18 protein-coding genes are annotated in these 19,667 nt (G+C 72.9%); 6 read left to right on the top strand and 12 right to left on the bottom strand.

Features of this window, described 5'->3' with window-relative positions:
- Nucleotides 1–173: 173 nt before the first annotated feature.
- The 3 genes from ACZ7GX_RS32145 to ACZ7GX_RS32135 are packed head-to-tail and all read right to left on the bottom strand — an operon-like array spanning nucleotide 174 to nucleotide 4,170.
- Nucleotides 174–2,021: a helix-turn-helix domain-containing protein gene (locus tag ACZ7GX_RS32145; protein ID WP_498782144.1), complete on the bottom strand. Its 1,848-nt coding sequence runs from the start codon at nucleotides 2,019–2,021 to the stop codon at nucleotides 174–176.
- 4 nt (nucleotides 2,022–2,025) lie between these two features.
- Nucleotides 2,026–3,363, bottom strand: coding sequence for an MFS transporter (locus tag ACZ7GX_RS32140; protein ID WP_498782142.1), 1,338 nt, complete (start codon nucleotides 3,361–3,363; stop codon nucleotides 2,026–2,028).
- Nucleotides 3,364–3,402: 39 nt separating this feature from the next.
- Entirely contained in the window at nucleotides 3,403–4,170 is a 768-nt protein-coding gene (locus ACZ7GX_RS32135; RefSeq protein ID WP_498782140.1) for a 3-hydroxybutyrate dehydrogenase, read from the bottom strand.
- A 195-nt stretch (nucleotides 4,171–4,365) separates the two neighbouring features.
- Between ACZ7GX_RS32135 and ACZ7GX_RS32130 the strand changes: the two genes are divergently transcribed.
- Entirely contained in the window at nucleotides 4,366–4,503 is a 138-nt protein-coding gene (locus ACZ7GX_RS32130) for a hypothetical protein (protein ID WP_498782138.1), read from the top strand.
- A gap of 9 nt (nucleotides 4,504–4,512) precedes the next feature.
- Here the strand turns inward: ACZ7GX_RS32130 and ACZ7GX_RS32125 are convergent, their stop codons facing one another.
- Nucleotides 4,513–5,241, bottom strand: coding sequence for a TetR/AcrR family transcriptional regulator (locus ACZ7GX_RS32125; protein ID WP_498782136.1), 729 nt, complete (start codon nucleotides 5,239–5,241; stop codon nucleotides 4,513–4,515).
- Nucleotides 5,242–5,278: 37 nt separating this feature from the next.
- Between ACZ7GX_RS32125 and ACZ7GX_RS32120 the strand changes: the two genes are divergently transcribed.
- Entirely contained in the window at nucleotides 5,279–6,469 is a 1,191-nt protein-coding gene (locus tag ACZ7GX_RS32120; RefSeq protein ID WP_498782134.1) for an MFS transporter, read from the top strand.
- 63 nt (nucleotides 6,470–6,532) lie between these two features.
- The gene (locus ACZ7GX_RS32115; RefSeq protein WP_498782132.1) at nucleotides 6,533–7,693 is read left to right on the top strand and encodes an MFS transporter; all 1,161 of its coding nucleotides are present in this window, start codon (nucleotides 6,533–6,535) and stop codon (nucleotides 7,691–7,693) included.
- A gap of 93 nt (nucleotides 7,694–7,786) precedes the next feature.
- On the opposite strand, the gene ACZ7GX_RS32110 is transcribed toward ACZ7GX_RS32115, so the two are convergent.
- The 6 genes from ACZ7GX_RS32110 to ACZ7GX_RS32085 form a co-directional block, all read right to left on the bottom strand.
- Nucleotides 7,787–8,893 carry an LCP family protein gene (locus ACZ7GX_RS32110; RefSeq protein WP_498782130.1) on the bottom strand — a complete coding sequence of 369 codons (1,107 nt, stop codon included), beginning with the start codon at nucleotides 8,891–8,893 and terminating at the stop codon, nucleotides 7,787–7,789.
- Between the two features lie 152 nt (nucleotides 8,894–9,045).
- Nucleotides 9,046–9,435, bottom strand: a complete 390-nt coding sequence (locus ACZ7GX_RS32105) for a DUF3037 domain-containing protein (RefSeq protein ID WP_498782128.1) — start codon at nucleotides 9,433–9,435, stop codon at nucleotides 9,046–9,048.
- Nucleotides 9,419–10,213, bottom strand: a complete 795-nt coding sequence (locus tag ACZ7GX_RS32100; RefSeq protein ID WP_498782126.1) for a HipA family kinase — start codon at nucleotides 10,211–10,213, stop codon at nucleotides 9,419–9,421. Before ACZ7GX_RS32100 ends, ACZ7GX_RS32105 begins: the two co-directional genes overlap by 17 nt.
- A gap of 251 nt (nucleotides 10,214–10,464) precedes the next feature.
- A complete protein-coding gene (locus tag ACZ7GX_RS32095) occupies nucleotides 10,465–11,238 on the bottom strand; it encodes an SGNH/GDSL hydrolase family protein (protein WP_498782124.1) in 774 nt (257 codons plus the stop codon).
- Between the two features lie 56 nt (nucleotides 11,239–11,294).
- Complete coding sequence (locus tag ACZ7GX_RS32090) at nucleotides 11,295–12,368, bottom strand: lactonase family protein (protein ID WP_498782122.1); 1,074 nt, start codon at nucleotides 12,366–12,368, stop codon at nucleotides 11,295–11,297.
- Between the two features lie 143 nt (nucleotides 12,369–12,511).
- Nucleotides 12,512–13,381, bottom strand: a complete 870-nt coding sequence (locus ACZ7GX_RS32085; protein ID WP_498782120.1) for a PPK2 family polyphosphate kinase — start codon at nucleotides 13,379–13,381, stop codon at nucleotides 12,512–12,514.
- Between the two features lie 142 nt (nucleotides 13,382–13,523).
- Here ACZ7GX_RS32085 and rocD point away from each other — a divergent pair, with 142 nt between their 5' ends.
- From rocD to ACZ7GX_RS32070, 3 genes are all read left to right on the top strand, one after another.
- A complete protein-coding gene (gene rocD, locus ACZ7GX_RS32080; protein ID WP_498782118.1) occupies nucleotides 13,524–14,753 on the top strand; it encodes an ornithine--oxo-acid transaminase in 1,230 nt (409 codons plus the stop codon).
- A 101-nt stretch (nucleotides 14,754–14,854) separates the two neighbouring features.
- The gene (locus ACZ7GX_RS32075) at nucleotides 14,855–16,228 is read left to right on the top strand and encodes a DUF2252 domain-containing protein (RefSeq protein ID WP_498782116.1); all 1,374 of its coding nucleotides are present in this window, start codon (nucleotides 14,855–14,857) and stop codon (nucleotides 16,226–16,228) included.
- Nucleotides 16,229–16,326: 98 nt separating this feature from the next.
- A complete protein-coding gene (locus ACZ7GX_RS32070) occupies nucleotides 16,327–17,061 on the top strand; it encodes a histidine phosphatase family protein (protein ID WP_498782114.1) in 735 nt (244 codons plus the stop codon).
- On the opposite strand, the gene ACZ7GX_RS32065 is transcribed toward ACZ7GX_RS32070, so the two are convergent.
- Complete coding sequence (locus ACZ7GX_RS32065; RefSeq protein ID WP_498782112.1) at nucleotides 17,058–17,705, bottom strand: COX15/CtaA family protein; 648 nt, start codon at nucleotides 17,703–17,705, stop codon at nucleotides 17,058–17,060. The two genes, ACZ7GX_RS32070 and ACZ7GX_RS32065, sit on opposite strands and share 4 nt — an antisense overlap.
- 205 nt (nucleotides 17,706–17,910) lie before the next feature.
- Nucleotides 17,911–19,548 (bottom strand): ABC-F family ATP-binding cassette domain-containing protein, encoded by a 1,638-nt coding sequence (locus ACZ7GX_RS32060; protein ID WP_498782110.1) that lies wholly within the window; start codon nucleotides 19,546–19,548, stop codon nucleotides 17,911–17,913.
- Between the last annotated feature and the right edge of the window lie 119 nt (nucleotides 19,549–19,667).

The following is a 19,667-nucleotide window of genomic DNA, read 5'->3' as shown; positions in this document are numbered from 1 at the left end:
CAGAAAAAATAGGGGGGTGTGTGCGAGCAACAACACACCCTCCCCTGCGCCTCGCGGAGGGTGGGGGGCCCCCCCCCCCCCCCCGGGACACCGGCGTCCGGCGCTTCCGCGCTTCTGGGCCCGCCTGCCGGGCGTGCGGATCTCCAGGGCTCAGCGACGACCGGGCGACGACATCACGGGCCGAGCACCTTCATGAGCTTGAGCGCCAGTTGGACTTCGAGCACCCGGTCCGGCGACTGCCAGTCCTCGCCCAGCAGGCTCGCCACCCGGTCCAGCCGCTGCACCACCGTGTTCACGTGCACGTGCAGCTCGTCCTTGGCGCGGCTGAGGTTCGCGCCGCACGCGAAGTACGCCGTGACGGTCCGGACCAGCTCGGTGCCGCGGCTGGAGTCGTAGTCCAGCAGGGGGCCGAGGGTGGAGCGCACGTACCCGGCGACGTCCGCCCGGTCGCCCAGCAGCACGCCGACGAAACCGAGGTCCGCGAGCGTGCCGCCGGTACCCTTGCGCCCCAGCTGCAGCAACGCCTTCAGGCACCGCACGGCCTCGGCGTGCGCGGCGGCCACGCCTTCCGGGCCGTGCGCCGGACCGCCCGAGCCGACGGTCACCGGCAGGCCGACCGCCTTGCCCAGCACCCGGGCCGCGTCCTCCGCCGCGCACGCCAGGTCCGCGCCGGGCAGCACCAGCACCACGTGCTCGCCGTGCACGCCCGCCAGCCCGCGGCACGACGACGCGTGGTGCGCGGCGGCGGCGAGGAGCCGGTCACGGGGACCGTCCGCGACCAGCACCACGTGGTCGGCGGCCAGCTCGACGCCGACCCGGCGGGCACGGGCGCGCAACGCGACCGAGTCCACCGCGGCCGTCAGCAGGTCGGTGATCAGCTCGCCGCGCACCTTGTTCTCCGCCTCGGCGACCGTGCGGCGCAGCAGGAGCAGCAGGGCGGTGACGACGCCCGCGCGTTCGAACAGCCTGCGGTCGGCGTCGCCGAGGTCCGGGCGGTCGGTGAGCGTGATGCCGCCCAGCAGCTCGCGGCCCGCCAGCACGGCGCACACCCACGTGCCGTCCTGCGGGATGGCCCGGCCGCTGGCGCGGGAGGCGTTGACCGCCGCACGGGGCGTGAGCGCGCGGGTGGTGCCGATGCGGGCCAGCTCGACGCCGTCGTTGTCGTGCACCACGATCCCGCCGTCGAGCACCTTGGCCACGGCGGCGGCCACCTCGGGCACGTCCGCGCCGCGCAGCACCAGGTCGGTGAGCCGGTCGTGGGCGTCCTCGGCGCGGCGCATGGCCTCGTTGTGCGCGCGGATCGTCTCGCCCGCGGCCCGGGTCTCCTCCAGCAGGTGCGCGGTGTCCAGCGCGATCGCGGCGTGGTCGGCCAGCGACGACAGCAGCGCCACCTCGTCGGGCGGGAACTGGCGCGGCGAGCGGTTGGCCGCGTAGAGCACGCCGATGACCCGGCGGTCGAGCTGGAGCGGCACGCCCAGGATCGCGACCAGGCCCTCGTCGCGCACGGCCGCGTCGATCGGGCCGGTGTGGTTGAACCGGTCGTCGGCGAAGTAGTCGGCGGTCACGTAGGGCCGCGCGGTCTGGGCCACGAGCCCGCCGAGCCCTTCGCCCATGCCGAGCCGGACCTGTTGGAACAGCGCGGAGATCGAGCCGTCGGTGACCCTCATGTAGGTGCCGCGACCGGGCTCGTTCATGCTCAGGTAGGCGATGTCCGCGCCGAGCAGCAGCCGGGCGCGCCGCACGATCGACCGCAGCACGGCGTCCGGGTCGCGCACGCCGGCCAGGTCGTTCGCGGTGTCGAACAGCGCTTCCAGCTCGGCCTCACGACGGCGGTGCGCGGTGAGCGTGCGGCGGATCCGCAACGCCCACTCCGTGGCGCGGGCGATGTGGTCCAGCTCGGGATCCGGCACACCGGCCGCGCGGGCCGCGGGGAGCACCGCCGCCAACCGCTCGCTGCCCGCGTCGGTCGCGAGCAGGTCGAGCAGCTCCAACAGGTGCTCCACCGCGTCCGCCTCGCTCATACCGTCATGCTCGCACCGACGCCGTGTCCGCGTCGGTCCGGTTCAGGGAGCTGCCCTTCGTCTCCTTGGCCACCACGACCGCGATCACGGTCAGCACGCACATGCCGATCACGTACACCACGATCGGGAACGAGCTGTCGTAGGCGGCGAGCAGGGCGGTCGCGATGAGGGGCGCCACGGCGCCCGCGCCGATCGACGCGAGCTGGTAGCCGATGGACGCGCCCGAGTAGCGCACCTTCGTGCCGAACAGCTCCGAGAAGAACGCCGCCTGCGGGCCGTACATCGCGCCGTGCAGGACGAGGCCGACGGTGACCGCGAGCGTCATCGGGAAGAACGACTTCGTGTCCAGCAGCGCGAAGAACACGAACATCCACAAGCCGATGCCGACCGCGCCGATCAGGTACGTGGTGCGGCGGCCGATCCGGTCCGACAGCGCGCCCCACATCGGGATCGTGACCAGGTGCGCGAACGACGCGATCAGCACCGCGTTCAACCCCGCCGAACGCGGCATCCCCAGTTCCGACGTGATGTAGACCAGGATGAACGCGGTGATCACGTAGTACGACACGTTCTCCGCCATGCGGGCGCCCATCGCGATCAGCACCTCGCGCCAGTGGTCGCGCACGACGGCCACGATCGGGGGCTTCTCCTTGAGCTTGCCGGCCTCGATCTTCTTTTGGGCCTCCAGGAACACCGGCGACTCGGACACGCTGAGCCGGATCCACAGCCCGATCAGGACGAGCACGCCGGAGAGCAGGAACGGCACCCGCCAGCCCCACGACAGGAACGCCTCGTCGGATTGCACGGCGGCCAGCACCGCGAGCACGGCGGTCGCCAGCAGGTTGCCCATCGGCACGCCCGCCTGCGGCCAGGACGCCCAGAACCCACGCCGCTCCGCGCTGCCGTGCTCGGACACGATGAGCACCGCGCCGCCCCACTCGCCGCCCAGCGCGAAGCCCTGGATCAACCGCAGCAACGTCAGCAGCAGCGGCGCGGCCACGCCGATCGCGGCGTAGGTGGGCAGCAGGCCCATGGCGAACGTCGCGCCGCCCATCAGCACCAGGCTGAGCACGAGCAGCTTCTTGCGGCCGAGCTTGTCGCCGAAGTGGCCGAACACCAGGCCGCCGAGCGGACGGGCCAGGAAGCCGATCGCGTAGGTGAGGAAGGCGAGCATGGTGCCCACGAGCGGGTCGCTCTGCGGGAAGAACAGCTTGTTGAACACCAGGGCGGCGGCGGAGCCGTAGAGGAAGAAGTCGTACCACTCGATGGTCGTGCCGATGAGGCTGGCTATGACCACCTTGGCGAAGGACTTCTTCGGCTGCGGAGGGGCGGCGTTCGTCATGTCGGTCACCACTTCGTTGGGGAGGGGGGCGAACGGGGGCTACTGGGCGGTCCAGCCGCCGTCGATCGTGAACGACGAGCCGGTGACGTGACCGGAGTGCGCGCCGCACAGCCACAGCACGACGGAAGCCACCTCGGCCGGTTCGATGAGCTGCTTGATGGCGTGCCGGGTGAGCATCACGTCGGCGAGCACCTGCTCCGGCTCGATGCCGTGCGCCCGGGCCTGGTCGGCGACCTGGTTCTCCACCAGCGGGGTGCGCACGTAGCCGGGGCTGACGCAGTTGCTGGTCACGCCGTGCGGCGCGCCTTCCAGCGCGATGACCTTGCTCAGCCCTTCCAGGCCGTGCTTGGCGGTGACGTAGGCGGACTTGAACGCGCTGGCCCTGGCGCCGTGCACGCTGGAGATGTTCACCACCCGACCCCAGCCGCGCTGGTACATGTGCGGCAGGGCGTGCCGGGCGAGCAGGAACGGCGCGGTGACCATGACCCGCTGCAACAGCGCGAACCGGTCGGGCGGGAACTCGTGCACCGGCGCCACGTGCTGGAGGCCTGCGTTGTTGACCAGGATGTCGACCTCGGCGGGCAGGTCGCGGACGGGGTCGTCGGCGGCGAGGTCGACCACGTGCTCCGTGCCGCCGGTCTCGCGGGCCGCGTCGGCGACCGAGTCGCCGTCGCGGTCGACGAGGTGCACCTTCGCCCCGGCGCGGGCGAGGGCGACCGCGCAGGCCCGACCGATGCCGCTGCCGGCGCCGGTGACCAGGGCGGTTCGACCGGACAGGTCGTCGCTGTGACCGGGAACACTCGTCATGGCCCGAAACGCTAGGTGACCTGCGGTGCACCGGACATGTGACGAAGCCCTACAACCTCCGGACAGCCCATGTGTTTAGCCGACAGTTAGCCCGGGAATGATCGGATTGCCCAATACCGGGTGAAGTGATGGTGCGGCCGTAGGTAGGCTGCTTTGGCCCGTTCGGGGGACGTACGAGGTTTTGGGGGTTACGAAGTGTCACTCACGCCGATCTACGACGACCTGCTGCGCGAGTTCGAGGGGATCATCCTCGTCAGCGAGGCGGCCGAGGCGGTCCAGACCGCCGCACCGGCTGCGGCGCAGGCCGACGAGCCGACCCCGGACGAGGGCTGACCAGGGCGTTCAGGACGTCGGGGCCCTCTTCGAGGCGATGAGGGCTTCGACCCCGTCCAGCAGCAGCCGCAGCCCGAACTCGAACTGGTCGCCCGCGTACGGCGAGACGCCCGCCCGCACGGCCGCGACCAGCGCCGGGTACGGCTCGAAGTCGACCAGCTCGGCCAGCACGGCGTCGCGTTCGCGCATCTCCTCGGCGCTGGGCTCCGGCGCGTCGAGGCCCAGCCTGGCCTGACCGCGCACGTAGGCGTCGACCGACTCGACCACCGCCATCTTCTCCGCCTCGGACAGGCCGGTGCCCTCCAGCACGCGCAGCGCCGAGTCCATCCACCGCAGCAGGCCCGGTCCGGGCGCGGCCACCGTCGCGACCAGGTGCAGCACCCAGGGGTGCTTGCGGTAGCCCTCGTGGTCGGCGCGCGCCCACGCCTCCAGCTTGGCCCGCCAGTCCCCCGGCCGGTCGTCCGGCAGCGGGTCGTCGGCCCCGATCGAGTCCGCCATCAGGGCTTCCAGCTCCGCCTTGCCCGGCAGGTAGGTGTAGAGCGAGGCCGTGCCGACGCCCAGCTCGACGGCCACCCGGCGCATCGACAGCGCGGCCAGGCCCTCGGTCTCCGCGATCCGGATCGCGGCGGCCACGATCCGCTCCATCGTCAGGCCGCGCCGGGGACCGCGGGCGGGGCGGCGGGCGTCCTTCCACAGCAGTTCCAGCACTCGCCGCTGCGCGTCGTCCTTTGCGTCCATGGTGAAACTCAGTATACCGTTCGGAGTTGTACGAACGGTGTTCGAAGTTTTGGGGGACGACGTGGACCGGGGGATGGCGCGGGAACGGCGGACGTTGACGGCGGCGACGCTGGCCAACGGGCCGACCGAGCTGATCGACTTCGTGCTGCCGCTGTGGGCGGGCGCGGCCATCGGGCTGAGCGCGACCGAGGTCGGCGTGCTGATGGCGGTGGAGCTGGCGCTGTCGGTCCTCGTCCGGCCGCTGGCGGGCGTGCTGGCGGACCGGTGGGACCGGCGGCACACCGCCGCCATCGGCGCGCTGCTCTACGCGCTGTCGTGCGCCGGGTACGCGGTGGCCCAGGGCGCACCGCTCGCGAACGGCGCGGCGGCCGTGGGCGGTGCGGGTGGCGCGTTGCTGTGGGTCGCCGTGCGCGCGATCGTCAGCGAACGGCTGGCCGAGGACAGCGCGGTGTTCCCGCGCCTGCTCTCGGCGCAGGAGACGGGCTCGTGGGTGGCGTTCGTGGTGGGCCTGGCGCTCATGGGCTCGATCGGGTACGCGGGGCTGTTCTGGGCGTGCGCGGCGGCGTGCGTGGCGGCGGCGGTGTTCCTGCTCGTCGCGCCGAGGCGTCGGGAAGGCGGCGGCCGGGGCGTGGCGGCGGCCGGGCTGGGCGCGGTGGGCAGGCGGTTGCGGCCGATGCTGTTCGCGGTGGTGATGACCATGGCGGCGGAGGCGGCCGTCGGGTTGCTGCTGCTCCTGCACCTGCAACGCGGGTTCGGCCTGGAGTTGCGGGAGGTGGCGTTCGTGTTCCTGCCCGGCGCGATCGCGATGAGCGCCGCCGCCGAGTACCTGCACCGGTACGTGCTGCGGTTCGGCAGGCGGCTGGTGCTGGTGTGCGCGTCGCTGGCCAGTTGCGCGTTCGCGGTGAGCCTGGCGTGGGCGCCGAACCCGTACGTGATCGCCGGGCTGTGGGTGCTCAGCGGGTTGGCGTGGGCGGCGGTGATGCCGGTGCAGCAGGCCGTGATCGCCGAGGCGGCCGACGGTCAGGTGGGGCGCGCCATGGGCGTGTACGAAGCGGCGTGCCTGGTCGGCGCGTTGATCGGCAGCCTGGCGGCGGGGTTGTTGTACGACGGCGCGCACTGGTGGGTGGCGTGCGTGGTGGCCGCCGGGATGATCCTCGCCGGTGCGGTGGTCGTGCCGCGTGCGGTGCGGCGGCTCGGCGTGCCCGACATCCCGGTGGTCAAAGCCTGACCGGGCTCCTTCTCGGGCCACTACCGTTCGGCTTCGGACGGTGCCGAGGTTCTGGGGGGCGACGTGGACGCACCGGGTGTGCTGCGGGAACGGCGGGCGTTGAGAGCGGCGGGGTTGGTCGGCGGGCCGATCGAGCTGATCGACCTCGTGCTGCCGCTCTGGGCGGGGGCGGCGATCGGCTTGCGGGCGACCGAGGTGGGTGTGCTGGTCGCGGTCGTGGCGGCGTTCGCGCTGCTCGCGCGGCCGGTCGCGCGGGTGCTGGCGGAGCGGTGGGACCGTCGGCACACCGCCGCGGTCGGCGCGGCGCTCTACGCGCTCGCGTGCACGGGGTACGCGGTGGCCCAGAGCGCACCGCTCGCGTACGGCGCGGCGGCGGTCGGAGGCGCCGGGGGCGCGCTGCTGTGGGTCGCCGTGCGGGCCATCGCCGGGGAACGGGAGGCCGACGACACCGAGGCGTTCCTCCGCGTCACCTCCGCCCGGGACGTGGGGGCGTGGCCCACCGCCGTCCTCGGGCTGGTGTTCTTCGGGATGGTGGGGTTCGCCGGGTTGTTCTGGGTGTGCGCGGCGATGTGCGTGCTCGCGGCGGTGTTCCTCTTGACCGCGCCTCGCCGCCCGACGGGCGCTGACGAGGGCCGGGACGACAACGCGCCGGCCGAGGTGGGCACGGGACCGCGGTGGCCGGCGTCGGTCGCGGAGGCGATGGCGGCGGCCGCGGGGGCGGCCGTCGGGCTGCTCCTCGTCCTGCACCTGCAACGCGGGTTCGACCTCGGGGTGGTGCAGGTGGTGCTCGTGCTGGTGCCCGGCTCGATGGCGGCGGGACTCGCCATCCTGCACGTGCGCCGGCACGTGTCGCGGCACGGCCGCAGGCGGGTGTCGGCGGTCGGGTCACTGGTCGGTTGCGCGACCACGCTGGGTTTCGCGTTGGCGCCCAACCCGTACGTGATCGCGGGGCTGTGGATGATCAGCGGGGCGGCCTGGGGTGCGGTGTTGTCGGTGCGGCAGGCCGTCGTCGGGGCGTCGGCCCGCCCGGTCCTGGGCGTGCAGGACACCGCGGGCCTGGTCGGGCTGGTGGTCGGCAGCCTGGCGGCGGGGTTGTTGTACGACGGCGTCCAGTGGTGGGCGGCGTGCGTGGTGGGTGCGGCGATGGTCCTCGCGGGCGCGGTCGCCCTGCGGTTGGCCGTGGACCTGCTCGGGATCGCCGACGTCCCGCTCGCGAAGGCCTAGGAACGCGGACGGGCCGCCGGGTGCGTGTGCCCGGCGGCCCGATCCGTGGAGCGACCGCCGGGTGCGTGTGCCCGGCGGCCCGTTCGCGGAGCGCTACTTCGGTTGCGGCAGCAGGTCGGCCGGGACCGGCTCGTCCTTCTCCAGCGCGCCGAACAGGCGCAGCGCGTTGTCCCGGTCCCACTGCACGACCGAGCCCGCGCCCGGCACGGTCGGCGTGCCGCCCACCGGCACCGTCACCGTGTCCACTCCCCCGCCCATGGCGAACGCCATGCCCGCGAGGTGGTGCAGGTGGTCGTCGGAGTTCACCGAGATCGAGTCCGTGCCGGCGAACAGCAGCGGGAACGCCTTGAACGGGTTGGCCAGCGTGCCGAAGCTCGTCGCCTTGTCCGTCAGCGCGGCGAGGAACTTGCGCTGGTTCTCCACCCGCTGCAGGTCGGCCGTGGCGAACGCCCGCGAGCGGACGAAGCCCAGCGCCTGCGCGCCGTCGAGCTCCTGGCAGCCCGGCTGGAGGTCCAGACCCGCCAACGGGTCCTGCATCGGTTCCTCGATGCACATGTCCACGCCGCCGACCGCGTCCACGATCCCGGCGAAACCGCCGAAGCCGATCTCCATGTAGTGGTCGACGTGGATGCCCGTGGCGCCCTCCACGGTCTGCACCAGCAGCGACGGCCCGCCGAACGCGAACGCCGCGTTGATCTTGTTCTTGCCGTTGCCCGGGATGTCCACATAGGAGTCGCGAGGGACACTCACCAAAGTGGACTTCCCGGAACCCTCCGGGATGTGCAGCAGCATGATGGTGTCCGTGCGCCGACCGCCCGCGTCACCGGTGGACAGCGCGGCCTTCTGCTCCTCGGTCAGGTCGTCGCGCGCGTCCGACCCGACGAGCAGCCAGTTGGTGCCCGGCGTGTCGGCGGGCCTGCCCTCGTAGTCGGTCAGCGCGTCGATGCGGCGCAACGACCCGTCGACGTAGAACCACATGCCGACGCCGAGCGCCAGCAGCAGCACCAGGACCACCCCGATGATCCGCCCGATTCTCGGCTTGCGGCGTCGGGGCGCCGGACGTCGTCCGGCCTGCTGGTACGCGGCCTGCTGCCCGTACCCGCCCGGTGGCGGCCCGCCCTGTGGCCTGCGCTGCCGCGGTTGCCCGCCCTGTCGGTATCCGCCTTGCTGATACCCGCCCTGCTGGTATCCGGCGCTCATCAAGCGACCCCGTCCGTGTGTCGGTCACTGCTCGCACCTAAAGACGCGGTGCGCGGCAAGAGGTTGCCACCCTAGTGCCACGACCGGCGGCCTCCGCCCCGTGTTCCGGCGCTCGGACGGGTGCATCGCGGCGGAGGTCGTCGGTCGTGGCACTACCGGTCGGGCGGCAGCACGAGCGCGGCCAGCAGGCGGTCCAGCTCGGCCTCCGGGTCGTCGGTCAGGCCGGTGTGCGCGGGCGAGGTCTGGACGATGGTGCTGCGCGGCGCGGTCAGCCAGCGGAACCGCTGACCCGCTGTGGTACGCGACACCGGACCCGCCGTGGGCACGCCGTCGCACGACAGCCCCAGGTGCTCCAGGGTGGCCCGCAACACCTCCACGTCCAGGAACGGGTCCAGCGCCAGCACCCGGCGCTCGTCGACGTGCACGCGGGCGCCGAGGAAGTCCAGGTCCTTGCAGTAGACGAGCACGCCGACGTTGACGAACTCGCCGCGCTCCTGCCTGGGCACGGCGCGCAGCAGCGCGTACTCAAACACGTGCGGCACGTGCGGCCTCCAGTGCGTCGACCCACGCCCGCGGCGCGGCCAGGCGGGCGGTGAAGAACGACTCGTACGCCTCGCGCACGGCGGCCGGTGTGCCGAACGCCTCGTCCTGCGCCAGCCACTCGTCGGGCACGAGCGCCAGCACCTCGCGCACCAGGTCGGGCGTGACGCGGGCGGTCAGCTCGGCGTCCACCTCGGCCAGGTCGCCCGCGAACGGCAGCATCAGGTGGTCGGCCGCGTCGAACCGGTAGGTGGCCGCCGGGAACCGCTCCGGCCGCCACGAGTGGTGGAAGTACAGCGACGCGCCGTGGTCGATCAGCCACAGTTCGCGGTGCCAGAGCAGCGTGTTCGGGTTGCGCCAGCTGCGGTCGACGTTGAGCGTGAGCGCGTCCAGCCACAGCAGCCGGGTCGCGGTCTCCCGGGACGGCTCGCGCACCACCGGGTTGTAGTCGAACGAGCCGGGCAGGTAGTCGAGCCCGAGGTTGAGCCCGCCGCTGGCCTTGAGCAGCTCCTGCACCTCCTGGTCCGGCTCGGCCCGGCCCAGCTCCGGGTCCAGGTCGACCAGCACGATCTCCGGCACCCGGAAGTCGAGGCGGCGGGCCAGCTCGCCGACCACGATCTCGGCGACGAGCGCTTTCACCCCCTGGCCCGCGCCGCGGAACTTGAGCACGTACATGCCCAGGTCGTCGGCCTCGACCAACCCCGGCAGGGAGCCGCCCTCCCGGAAGGGCGTGACGTAGCGGGTGGCCGCGACCTGGCGCAGCCCGTTCGAGTGGTTCACGGTGTTAGTTTGCCGCTGCTCCGCAGACGGCGGCGAGGTCGCCTGGAAGTCGACCGTTCGCGTCCCCATTTCCGACGATCGAAAAGCGTGATCGCCGGAAATGGGGACGCGAACGATCGACGCGACCTCGCGGGGCGGCGGGCGGTGACCGCGTGGGGCAGTCGGGGTCTAGCGGCGGCGGGCGATCCGGCGGGGGTGGCGGGCGATCTTGCCGGAGGAAGCGGGCGAGCTGGCGGGGGGTGGCGGGGTGGTCAGGTGGCGGTGGTCGGGGTGTCCGCGCGGGTGGTGGCGTCGGTCAGGGCTGGGAGGTAGCCGGATTCCTGGCCTGCCCGGTTCGGGTGGTAGGAGCGGTCGACGGGGACCAGGACCAGGCCGTTCAGCCACGGTTCGTCGGCGCACACGCCGTGGTCGTCGAACCGCTCCCGCACGTCCGCGAACTCGAACCCGGCCGCCTTCGCCCGGTCGCCGGTCACCTCGGCCAGCACGTCCGCCGCCCGGTTCACCGCCGCCCGCTTCGGCCCGCTCATCAGGCACCACGTCTCGTGCGAGAACAGCCGCGGGTAGCCGAGCACCACGACCTCGGCCGACGCGGACCTCCGGTCGGCCACCACGCCGTACAGCGAGTCCAACCGGCCGGGCAGCTCGCCCCGGATGAACGCCTCGGCCACGTCGACCCGCTGCACGCACTCCTCGTCGTTGCCCAGGGTGCACGTCGTCATGACGTCGCCGAACCCGGCGTCGTTGCCGCCCGCGGTGATGGTGACGAGCGTGGCGCTCGGCGTGATCCGCTCCGCCTGCCCGGCCACCTGGTCCGTCTTGGCGCCCGCGCACGCGACGAACACCAGGGACGCGCCGTTGCGCTTCGCCCACAGGCTCGGGTACGCGTGCGGGCTCCGCCGGCAGTCGTCGGACGCCTCGCCGCCCGCGCCGAGGCCCGCCGCGTAGGAGTCACCCAACGCGACGAGCTCCGGCGCGACCGGTGCGGGTGTGATGGCCATCAGCAGCGCGATCGCGAGCATCTTCATGCACCGGTGCCTACCACTGTGGACAGTCCCGCCGGCGGAAGTTAACCCGTCGGGAGTTACCTCGTCAGGGCGACGCAGACCGGGATCGGCGCGGCGGACGTGCTCGTCAGCCGCAGCTTCCCGGTGCTCCGGTCCACCTCGAACGTGGTGATCGTGTCGGAGTTCTGGTTGGCCGCCAGCAGGAACCGGCCGGACGCGTCGAGCGCGATGTGCCGGGGGAACTTCCCGCCCACCGGCGTCGCCTCGACCAGCCGCAGCGCCGCGCCGCCGCGTTCCACCGCGAACACGGCCACGCTGTCGTGACCCCGGTTGGACAGGTAGGCGAACCGCCCGTCCGCCGACACCACGATCTCCGCCGGGTAGTTGCGCGGCGTGGTCGGCGCGCCGGCCGGCAGCGTGCTCACCTTCTGGCCCGGCGTGAGCACGCCCCGGTCGTAGCCCGCGACCACGATCGTGGAGTCGAGCTCGTTGGCGATGTAGGCGTGCTTGCCCGACGGGTGGAACGCCAGGTGCCGCGGCCCCGCGCCGGCGTGCACGCGCGCGGTGGCGGCCGGGGTCAGCTTGCCGTCACCGCTGAGGCGGTAGCTGTAGACCGAGTCGGTGCCCAGGTCGACCGCCAGCACGAACTCGCCCTTCGGGTCGGCCAGCACCTGGTGGGCGTGCGGCCCGTCCTGCCGGTCCGGGTCCGGTCCCGCGCCGGTGTGCACGACCAGGTCCGTGCGCTCGCCCAACCCGCCCCCGGGCAGCACGGGGTGCACGGCCACGCTGCCCGAGCTGTAGTTGGCCGACAGCAGGAAGCCCCGGTGCAGCGCCAGGTGGCACGGGTCCGCGCCGCCGGTGCTCCGGCTGCCGATCACCTTCGGCACGCCGTCCGGGCCGACCGCCAGCGCGGTCACCTCCCCGTCGGACTTCTCGTTGACCGCGTACACCCACCGGCCCGCGTCGATCACGAACGACGGGTTCGGCACGTCCGGCACCACGCCGGTGACGCGCAACCTGCCCGTCGCCGGGTCGTACGAGCCGAGCCCGAGGCCCGTGCCACCGCCCGCCCAGGACGTGTAGGTGCCCAGGTAGGCGCGGACCTCCTCCCGTGCCCCGGACTCGTCCGCTCGCGCGACACCCTCGGTCATCAGCAACCCCGTTCCCACGCCAACGGCCCCCAGGAACCGCCGCCTGTCCAGAACCACACCGAACCTCCGCTCGACCGCCCGCGGCGGCTCCCACAGTGGCCTGGACCACTGGGCACGAGCAAGAGGCGCGCCGAAGATCGCGACTAGCGCAGCGGGTCGGCTTCCCGGAGCCGTGCCAACTCGACGGCCGGATCGTACGAGGGTTCCGGGTAGGCGGGCGCCAGGCCGCGCAGCGCCTCCAGCAGCAGCCGGGCCACCACCCAGTTCCGGTACCACTTGCGGTCCGACGGCACGACGTGCCAGGGCGCGACCTTCGTCGAGCACTTGACCAGCGCGTCGGAGTAGGCGAGCTGGTAGCGGGAGAACTTGGCCCGCACCTCCAGGTCGCCCGGGTTGTACTTCCAGCGCTTGAGCGGGTCCTCCAGCCGGGCGATGAGCCGCTCGCGCTGCCGTTCCGGCGAGATGTGCAGGAAGCACTTGACCGCGGTCACGCCCTGCTCCGCCAGCTCCGCCTCGAACGCGTTGATCTGCCGGTACCGGCGCCGCCACTCGGTCGACGGCACGAGGTTGTCCACCCGTGCGACCAGCACGTCCTCGTAGTGCGAGCGGTCGAACACGCCGATGTAGCCCGGCTGCGGCACCTGGCGGCGGATGCGCCACAGGAAGTCGTGCCGCAACTCGGTCCGGGTCGGCTTCTTGAACGACGCGATGTGCAGGCCCTGCGGGTTGACCAGGCCCGCGACGTGCCGGATCGTGCCGCCCTTGCCGGAGGTGTCCATGCCCTGGAGCACCAGCAGCACCCGCCGGCGGCCCCCGCCCGTGCCCTCCGCGTACAGCGCCTCCTGGAGCCGGTCCAGCTCGCGGCCGATCACCGCCATGTCCGCGGCGGCCTCCGTCTTCGACCGCGGCCCGACCGGCGTCGCGGCCGGGTCGACCTTGGGGAGGTCGAAGGCTTCCGGGTCCACCCGGAAGGCGTCTGATATCGACTGGACCTGCGCGGACTTGTCGGCCATCGTCGGAGGGTAACCCGCCGATCTTGGGCTTGCCGATCGCACAACGAATCGCCGCCAAAACGTCCGATTGCGCAACGAACATGACGGATGCGCAACGCCTGACGGATGAATTCGCTGGCGCAGGCCCCTTAGTGTTGGTGACATGACCGCCATGGCCGCAGCTCTGAGCTCCCAGCACTTCATCTCGCTCGACGAGGAATGGAGCACGCACAACTACCACCCGCTGCCGGTCGTCATCTCGCACGGCGAAGGCGCGTGGGTCACCGACGTCGACGGACGCCGCTACCTGGACTTCCTGTCCGGCTACTCGTCGCTGAACTTCGGCCACCGCCACCCCGACCTGGTCGCCGCCGCAGTCGAGCAGCTCGGCCGGGTCACGCTGACCAGCCGCGCGTTCCACCACGACCAGTTCGGCCCGTTCTGCCGCGAGCTGGCCGAGCTGACCGGCACCGAGATGGTGCTGGCGATGAACTCCGGCGCGGAGGCCGTCGAGTCGGCGATCAAGGTCGCCCGCAAGTGGGCGTACCGGGTGAAGGGCGTGCCGGCCGGCACGGCCGAGATCGTGGTCGCCGGGTCGAACTTCCACGGCCGGACCACCACGATCGTCTCGTTCTCCACCGACGACACCGCGCGGGAGGACTTCGGGCCGTTCACGCCGGGCTTCAAGGTCGTCGAGTACGGCTCGCTGGAGGCGTTGCGCGACGCGATCACCGAGCGGACGGCGGCGGTGCTGCTGGAGCCGATCCAGGGCGAGGCGGGCGTGGTCGTGCCGCCGGCGGGCTACCTGGCGGGCGTGCGGGCGCTGTGCGACGAGCACCACGTGCTGATGATCGCGGACGAGATCCAGTCCGGCCTGGGCCGCACCGGCGAGCTGCTCGCGCTGGACCACGAGGGCGTGCGCGCCGACCTCTACACGCTGGGCAAGGCGCTGGGCGGCGGCATCATGCCGGTGTCGGCGGTGGTCGGCAGCCGCGCGGTGCTCGGCGTGCTGCGGCCCGGTGAGCACGGGTCGACGTTCGGCGGCAACCCGCTGGCGTGCGCGGTCGGGCGGGCCGTGGTGCGGCTGCTGGCGACCGGCGAGTTCCAGCAGCGGTCCCGCGAGCTGGGCGCCCACCTGCACGCGCGGCTGGGCGAGCTGGTCGGGCGCGGGGTGGCCGAGGTGCGCGGGCGCGGGCTGTGGGCGGGCGTCGAGATCGCGCCCGGCGGACCGCGCGGCCGTGCGGCGTCGGAGGCGCTGGCCCGGCTGGGCGTGCTGTGCAAGGAGACGCAGGACACGACCCTGCGCGTCGCTCCCCCGCTCGTCATCACGCGCGCGGAGCTGGACCGGGGCGTCGACGCCGTCGCCGAGGTTTTGGGCACTGTGTCCGATTGACCCGCTTCCGTTCCACACGGACCGACCACGGACCGTTACCGCAGGTCACAGACGTGTCGCGGCACACGTATCCCGTCGTGGCGTGACGCATCCTTACCCGCATGGGTGAACGCAAGCGGGCCGAGGCGGCCGTCGCGCTGGGGCAGTGGGTCGAACCGGAAGAGGTCCTGGCGCGCGGCCGCGAGCTGCGGGCGGCGGTGAGCCACCGGGCGCACCGCGAGCTGCGGCTCGCGCCGGACCGGCCGTCGGTGGTCGAGTTCGTGGACGCGTCGAACGAGGGCCGCCTGCCGGACCTCGTGCCGCTGCGGATCGGCCGGATGCTCGTCTCGCCGTTCGCGTTCTTCCGGGGCAGCGCCGGGCTGATGGCGGGCGACCTGGCCGTGGGCGCGCGCAGCGGGCTGGACGCCCAGCTGTGCGGTGACGCGCACGCGGCCAACTTCGGCCTCTACGGCACGCCCGAAGGCCGGATCGTGATGGACATCAACGACTTCGACGAGACGCTGCCCGGCCCGTGGGAGTGGGACCTGAAGCGGCTGGCGACCTCGCTGGTGCTGGCGGGCCGGGAGGGCGGCGTGTCGGAGAAGGGCTGCCGGGACGCGGCGTCCGACGCCGTGCGCGCCTACCGCGGTGCGGCGCGGCACCTGGCCGAGATCCCGTTCATGGAGTCGTGGAACGCGCTGGGCGACGAGTCGGCGTTGTCCAAGACGAAGGCCGACGACCTGCTGGACGACTTCACCAAGGCCGCGTCCAAGGCGCGCAAGAACACCAGCGCCCGGGTGGCGGCCAAGTGGACCCGGCGCGAGGGCGAGCACATCCGGTTCGTGCCGGACCCGCCCGTGCTGTCCCGGATCTCCGACGAGGTGGCGCGGTCCGTCGTGGACGCCCTGCCGTCCTATGTGGACACGCTGCGCGAGTCCCGGTACGAGCTGATCATGCGCTACAGCGTGTCGGACGTGGCGTTCCGCGTCGTCGGCACCGGCAGCGTGGGCCTGCGCAACTACCTGGTCCTGTTGCACGGCAACGGCGACGAGGCGCTCGTGCTGCAGGCGAAGGAGGCGCGACCGTCGGCGCTGGCGCCGTTCCTGGGCGCGCCGCCGGTCAAGCACGAGGGCAAGCGGATCGTGCACGGCGCGCGGCTCGTGCAGGCGGAGACCGACATCCTGCTCGGCTGGACCACGATCGAGGGCCGGGACTACATCGTCCGGCAGTTCCGCAACCGCAAGGGCGAGATCGACGCGACCACGTTGAAGCGGGACGACCTGGACGACTACGGCCGGCTCGCGGGCGCGCTGCTGGCCCGCGCGCACAGCCGGTCGGTCGACCCGCGGCTGCTGGCGGGGTACTGCGCGGGCGGCGAGGAGCTGGACGAGGCGATCGCCCGGTACGCGCTGGACTACGCCGACCGGACGTGCGCCGACCACGAGGAGCTGGTCGCGGCGGTCAGGTCCGGCCGGCTGCCCGCCGACCGCGGATGACCTGCCGGGCCACCTCCACGTCCACGCGCGGAGTCCAGCCGCGCCCGGGTCGACGCCAGGGAGTGCCGAGGCGGCGACGGAGCGCTAGGTTGGCTCAGGTGGACTCCCTTGGGGTGGACTGGATCGGGCTGATCAGGCACGGCGAGAGCACCGGCAACGTGGCGAGCGAGGCCGCGGAGTCGGCCGGTCACGAGGTCGTGGACCTCCTCGATCGCGACGCGGACGTGCCGCTGTCGGACCAGGGCGAGCGGCAGGGCCGGGCGCTGGGCCGGTGGTTCGCCGCCCTGCCGCGCGAGGAGTGGCCGGACCTCGTGGTCTGCTCGCCGTACCGGCGGGCCATCGACACCGCGCGGCTCACCGTGAGCGGGCGACCGCGGTCACGGGTCGACGAACGGCTGCGCGACCGCGAGCTGGGCGTGCTGGACCTGCTGACCAGCCACGGCGTGGCGGCGCGGTACCCGGAGGAACGGGCGCGCGAGCGGCGGCTCGGCAAGTTCTACTACCGGCCGCCGGGCGGTGAGTCGTGGGCGGACGTGGCGCTGCGGCTGCGGTCGCTGCTGCGCGACCTCGACGGGCGGCGCGTGCTGCTGTTCGGGCACGAGCTGCAGGCGTTCCTGCTGCGCTACCTGCTGGAGTGCCTGCCCGAACCCGACCTCGCCGCGTTCGCGCGCAACACCGTCGTGCCCAACGCCTCGCTGACGTCGTGGCGGCGTGAAGAGGGGCTGTGGGTGCTGGAACGCGAGTTCGAGACCGGTCACCTGGTCGAGCGGGGCGTCGAGCCGACGGAGTCCGAGGACGCGTCGACCCGCACGCCGGAGCCGAGCGCCCGCTAGCCCCGGAACGTCCGCACGACCAGGTGCGTGGTGGCCGCGACGACCAGCGCGCCGGTGACCACGTGCGCCGCCACCAACGGCACCGGCAGCGCCATCGCCTCCTGCACCGAGCCGATCACGCCTTGGACGACCGACAGCGCGAGCGCGGCGAACGCGGCCGCGGTGCGCAGCACGATCGCCGCACCGAGCTGGAGGCCGACCAGCACCACGACCGCCACCGCGTGCCACGCGGCCACCTCGGCGAGGTCGTAGCCGAACCGGCGCGCGTCCTCGTCACCGCCGTGCGGACCGCTGCCGGTGACCAGGACGCCCAGCACGACCACGGCGGTCAGCGCCACGGGCATCGCCCTCATGCCGTACCGGAGCCGGAAGTCGGCCGGCGCGGTCGGCACCGCGTCGGGCCTGCCGAGCCGGTCGACCAGCACGACGAGCGCGGCGACCAGCACCATGCTGACCAGGAAGTGGACCGCGACGATCTCGGGCGCGAGGGCGCGGCGCACGCTGAGGCCGCCGATCAGGCCTTGCAGACCCACGCCGACCAGCACGCCGACGGCCAGCGGCAGCGTCTTCGGCGGACGGGCGCGGTGCCGGGCGACCGCCACCACCAGGACCAGCACGACGAGCCCGACGACGACGCCGAGCACCTGTGTTGGAGTGCGCTGCCTCCGGCGTCGCGGGCTCGGTCGCCTGGAAGTCGGTCGTTCGCGCCCTGATTTCCCGACGATCGAAAAGCGTGATCGCCGGCAAATGAGGACGCGAACGACCGACGCGCCCTCGCGTGGTGGTCCGCCGGCGATGCGTCGGAAAGCTGCCAGACCCGGCCGCACCGCCCAGGCAGCCCGGATCGCGCTACCGGGCGCGCTTGACCCGCGTCTCGTCCCACACCGGCTCGTCCACCTCGACGACCTCGCCGTCGGACCGGAACAGCAGGAACCGGTCGAAACCGCGGGCGAACCAGCGGTCGTGCGTGACCGCGACGACCGTGCCGGTGAAGCCTTCCAGGGCGTTCTGCAACGCCTCGGCCGAGTTCAGGTCGAGGTTGTCGGTCGGCTCGTCCAGCAGCAGCAGCGTGGCGCCGGACAGCTCCAGCAACAACACCTGGAACCGCGCCTGCTGGCCGCCGGAGAGCGTCTCGAACCGCTGGTCGCCCTGCTTGCCGAGGCCGTAGCGGCTCAGCACGGCCATCGCCGCGCCCCGGTCGAGCCCCTTGCGGCCGCCCTCGCCGTGCCACAGGACGTCGACCAGCGTGCGGCCGATCCACTCCGGGTGCTGGTGGGTCTGCGCGAACAGGCCCGGCACCACCCGCGCCCCGAGGCGGCACACACCCGTGTGCGCGACGTCGCCGCCACCGAGCAGCCGCAGGAAGTGGCTCTTGCCCGACCCGTTCGAGCCGAGCACGGCCACGCGGTCGGAGAAGAAGACCTCCGTGCTGAACGGCTTCATCAACCCGGTCAGCTCGAGGTCCTCCACGGTGATGGCGCGCACGCCGGTGCGGCCGCCGCGCAGCCGGGGCGTCACCTTCTCGTCCGTCGGCAGCTCCGGCGGCGGACCCGCCCCCTCGAACTTCTCCAGCTTGGCCCGCATGACCCGGTACTTCGCCGCCATCACCTCGCTGATCCTGGCCTGGATCTGGAGCGTGCGGACGAGCTCCTTGAGGTGGTCGTGCTCCTCGTCCCACCGCCGGTGCAGCTCGGCGAGCCGGTCGATGCGGGCCGCGCGGGCGCCGTGCCAGGTGCCGAACGAGCCCGCGTGCGTCCACGCCGAGTGCGCCTCCACCGTCACGACGTGCGTCGCGGCGACGTCGAGCAGCTCCCGGTCGTGGCTGACCAGCAGCACGGCCTTGCCGGTCTCGCGCAGCCGGTCCTCCAGCCAGCGCTTGCCGGGCACGTCGAGGTAGTTGTCCGGCTCGTCGAGCAGCAGCACCTGCTCCGGGCCGCGCAGCAGCGCTTCGAGCACCAGCCGCTTCTGCTCGCCGCCGGACAGCGTGCGGACCTCGCGGAACCGGGCCCGGTCGAATGGCACGCCGAGCGCGGCGACCGTGACGGTGTCCCACAGCACCTCGGCGTCGTAGCCGCCGACCTCGCCCCACGCGGTGATCGCGTCGGCGTAGCGCATCTGCGTCGGCTCGTCGTCGGTCTCCATGAGCTGGAGCTCGACCTCGTCGAGCGCCTTCGCGGCGGCGCGCAGCGACGCGGGCGACGCGGCTAGCAGCAGGTCGCGGACGGTGCTTCCGTCCCGGACCGAGCCGACGAACTGCGGCATCACGCCGAGGCCGCCCTGCACGCGGACGCTGCCCGCGGTGGGCGTCAGCTCGTTCGAGAGAATCCTCAGCAGGGTCGTCTTGCCGACGCCGTTCGCGCCGACCAGGGCGACCACGCTGTTCGTGCCGACCTTGAACGACACGTCGCGGAACAGCTCGCGTCCGTCGGGCAGGCGGAAGGCGAGGCCGTTCGCGTCCAGGTATCCCACCCGCGCATGGTCGGCCATGGCCACCGCGGAGGGCCAGCGGATTAGGGCGTGTCCGCCGGAATGTTGATCGTAGGGTTTGATCAAATTGCGTTGTGGCGCGTGGTGATCTGACGGATGCGGAGTGGGCGATCCTGGAG

This window comes from Actinosynnema sp. NPDC037264 (genome assembly GCF_055603705.1).
This window is presented reverse-complemented; position numbering and strand designations above follow the sequence as displayed.

Coding starts and splice junctions, on each gene's coding strand:
- ACZ7GX_RS32110 (WP_498782130.1), bottom strand. CDS start 8,893: ATGAGCGCCGGATACCAGCAGGGCGGGTATCAGCAAGGCGGATACCGA.
- ACZ7GX_RS32125 (WP_498782136.1), bottom strand. CDS start 5,241: ATGGACGCAAAGGACGACGCGCAGCGGCGAGTGCTGGAACTGCTGTGG.
- ACZ7GX_RS32140 (WP_498782142.1), bottom strand. CDS start 3,363: ATGACGAACGCCGCCCCTCCGCAGCCGAAGAAGTCCTTCGCCAAGGTG.
- rocD (WP_498782118.1), top strand. CDS start 13,524: ATGACCGCCATGGCCGCAGCTCTGAGCTCCCAGCACTTCATCTCGCTC.
- ACZ7GX_RS32085 (WP_498782120.1), bottom strand. CDS start 13,381: ATGGCCGACAAGTCCGCGCAGGTCCAGTCGATATCAGACGCCTTCCGG.
- ACZ7GX_RS32075 (WP_498782116.1), top strand. CDS start 14,855: ATGGGTGAACGCAAGCGGGCCGAGGCGGCCGTCGCGCTGGGGCAGTGG.
- ACZ7GX_RS32145 (WP_498782144.1), bottom strand. CDS start 2,021: ATGAGCGAGGCGGACGCGGTGGAGCACCTGTTGGAGCTGCTCGACCTG.
- ACZ7GX_RS32090 (WP_498782122.1), bottom strand. CDS start 12,368: ATGACCGAGGGTGTCGCGCGAGCGGACGAGTCCGGGGCACGGGAGGAG.
- ACZ7GX_RS32095 (WP_498782124.1), bottom strand. CDS start 11,238: ATGAAGATGCTCGCGATCGCGCTGCTGATGGCCATCACACCCGCACCG.
- ACZ7GX_RS32060 (WP_498782110.1), bottom strand. CDS start 19,548: ATGGCCGACCATGCGCGGGTGGGATACCTGGACGCGAACGGCCTCGCC.
- ACZ7GX_RS32135 (WP_498782140.1), bottom strand. CDS start 4,170: ATGACGAGTGTTCCCGGTCACAGCGACGACCTGTCCGGTCGAACCGCC.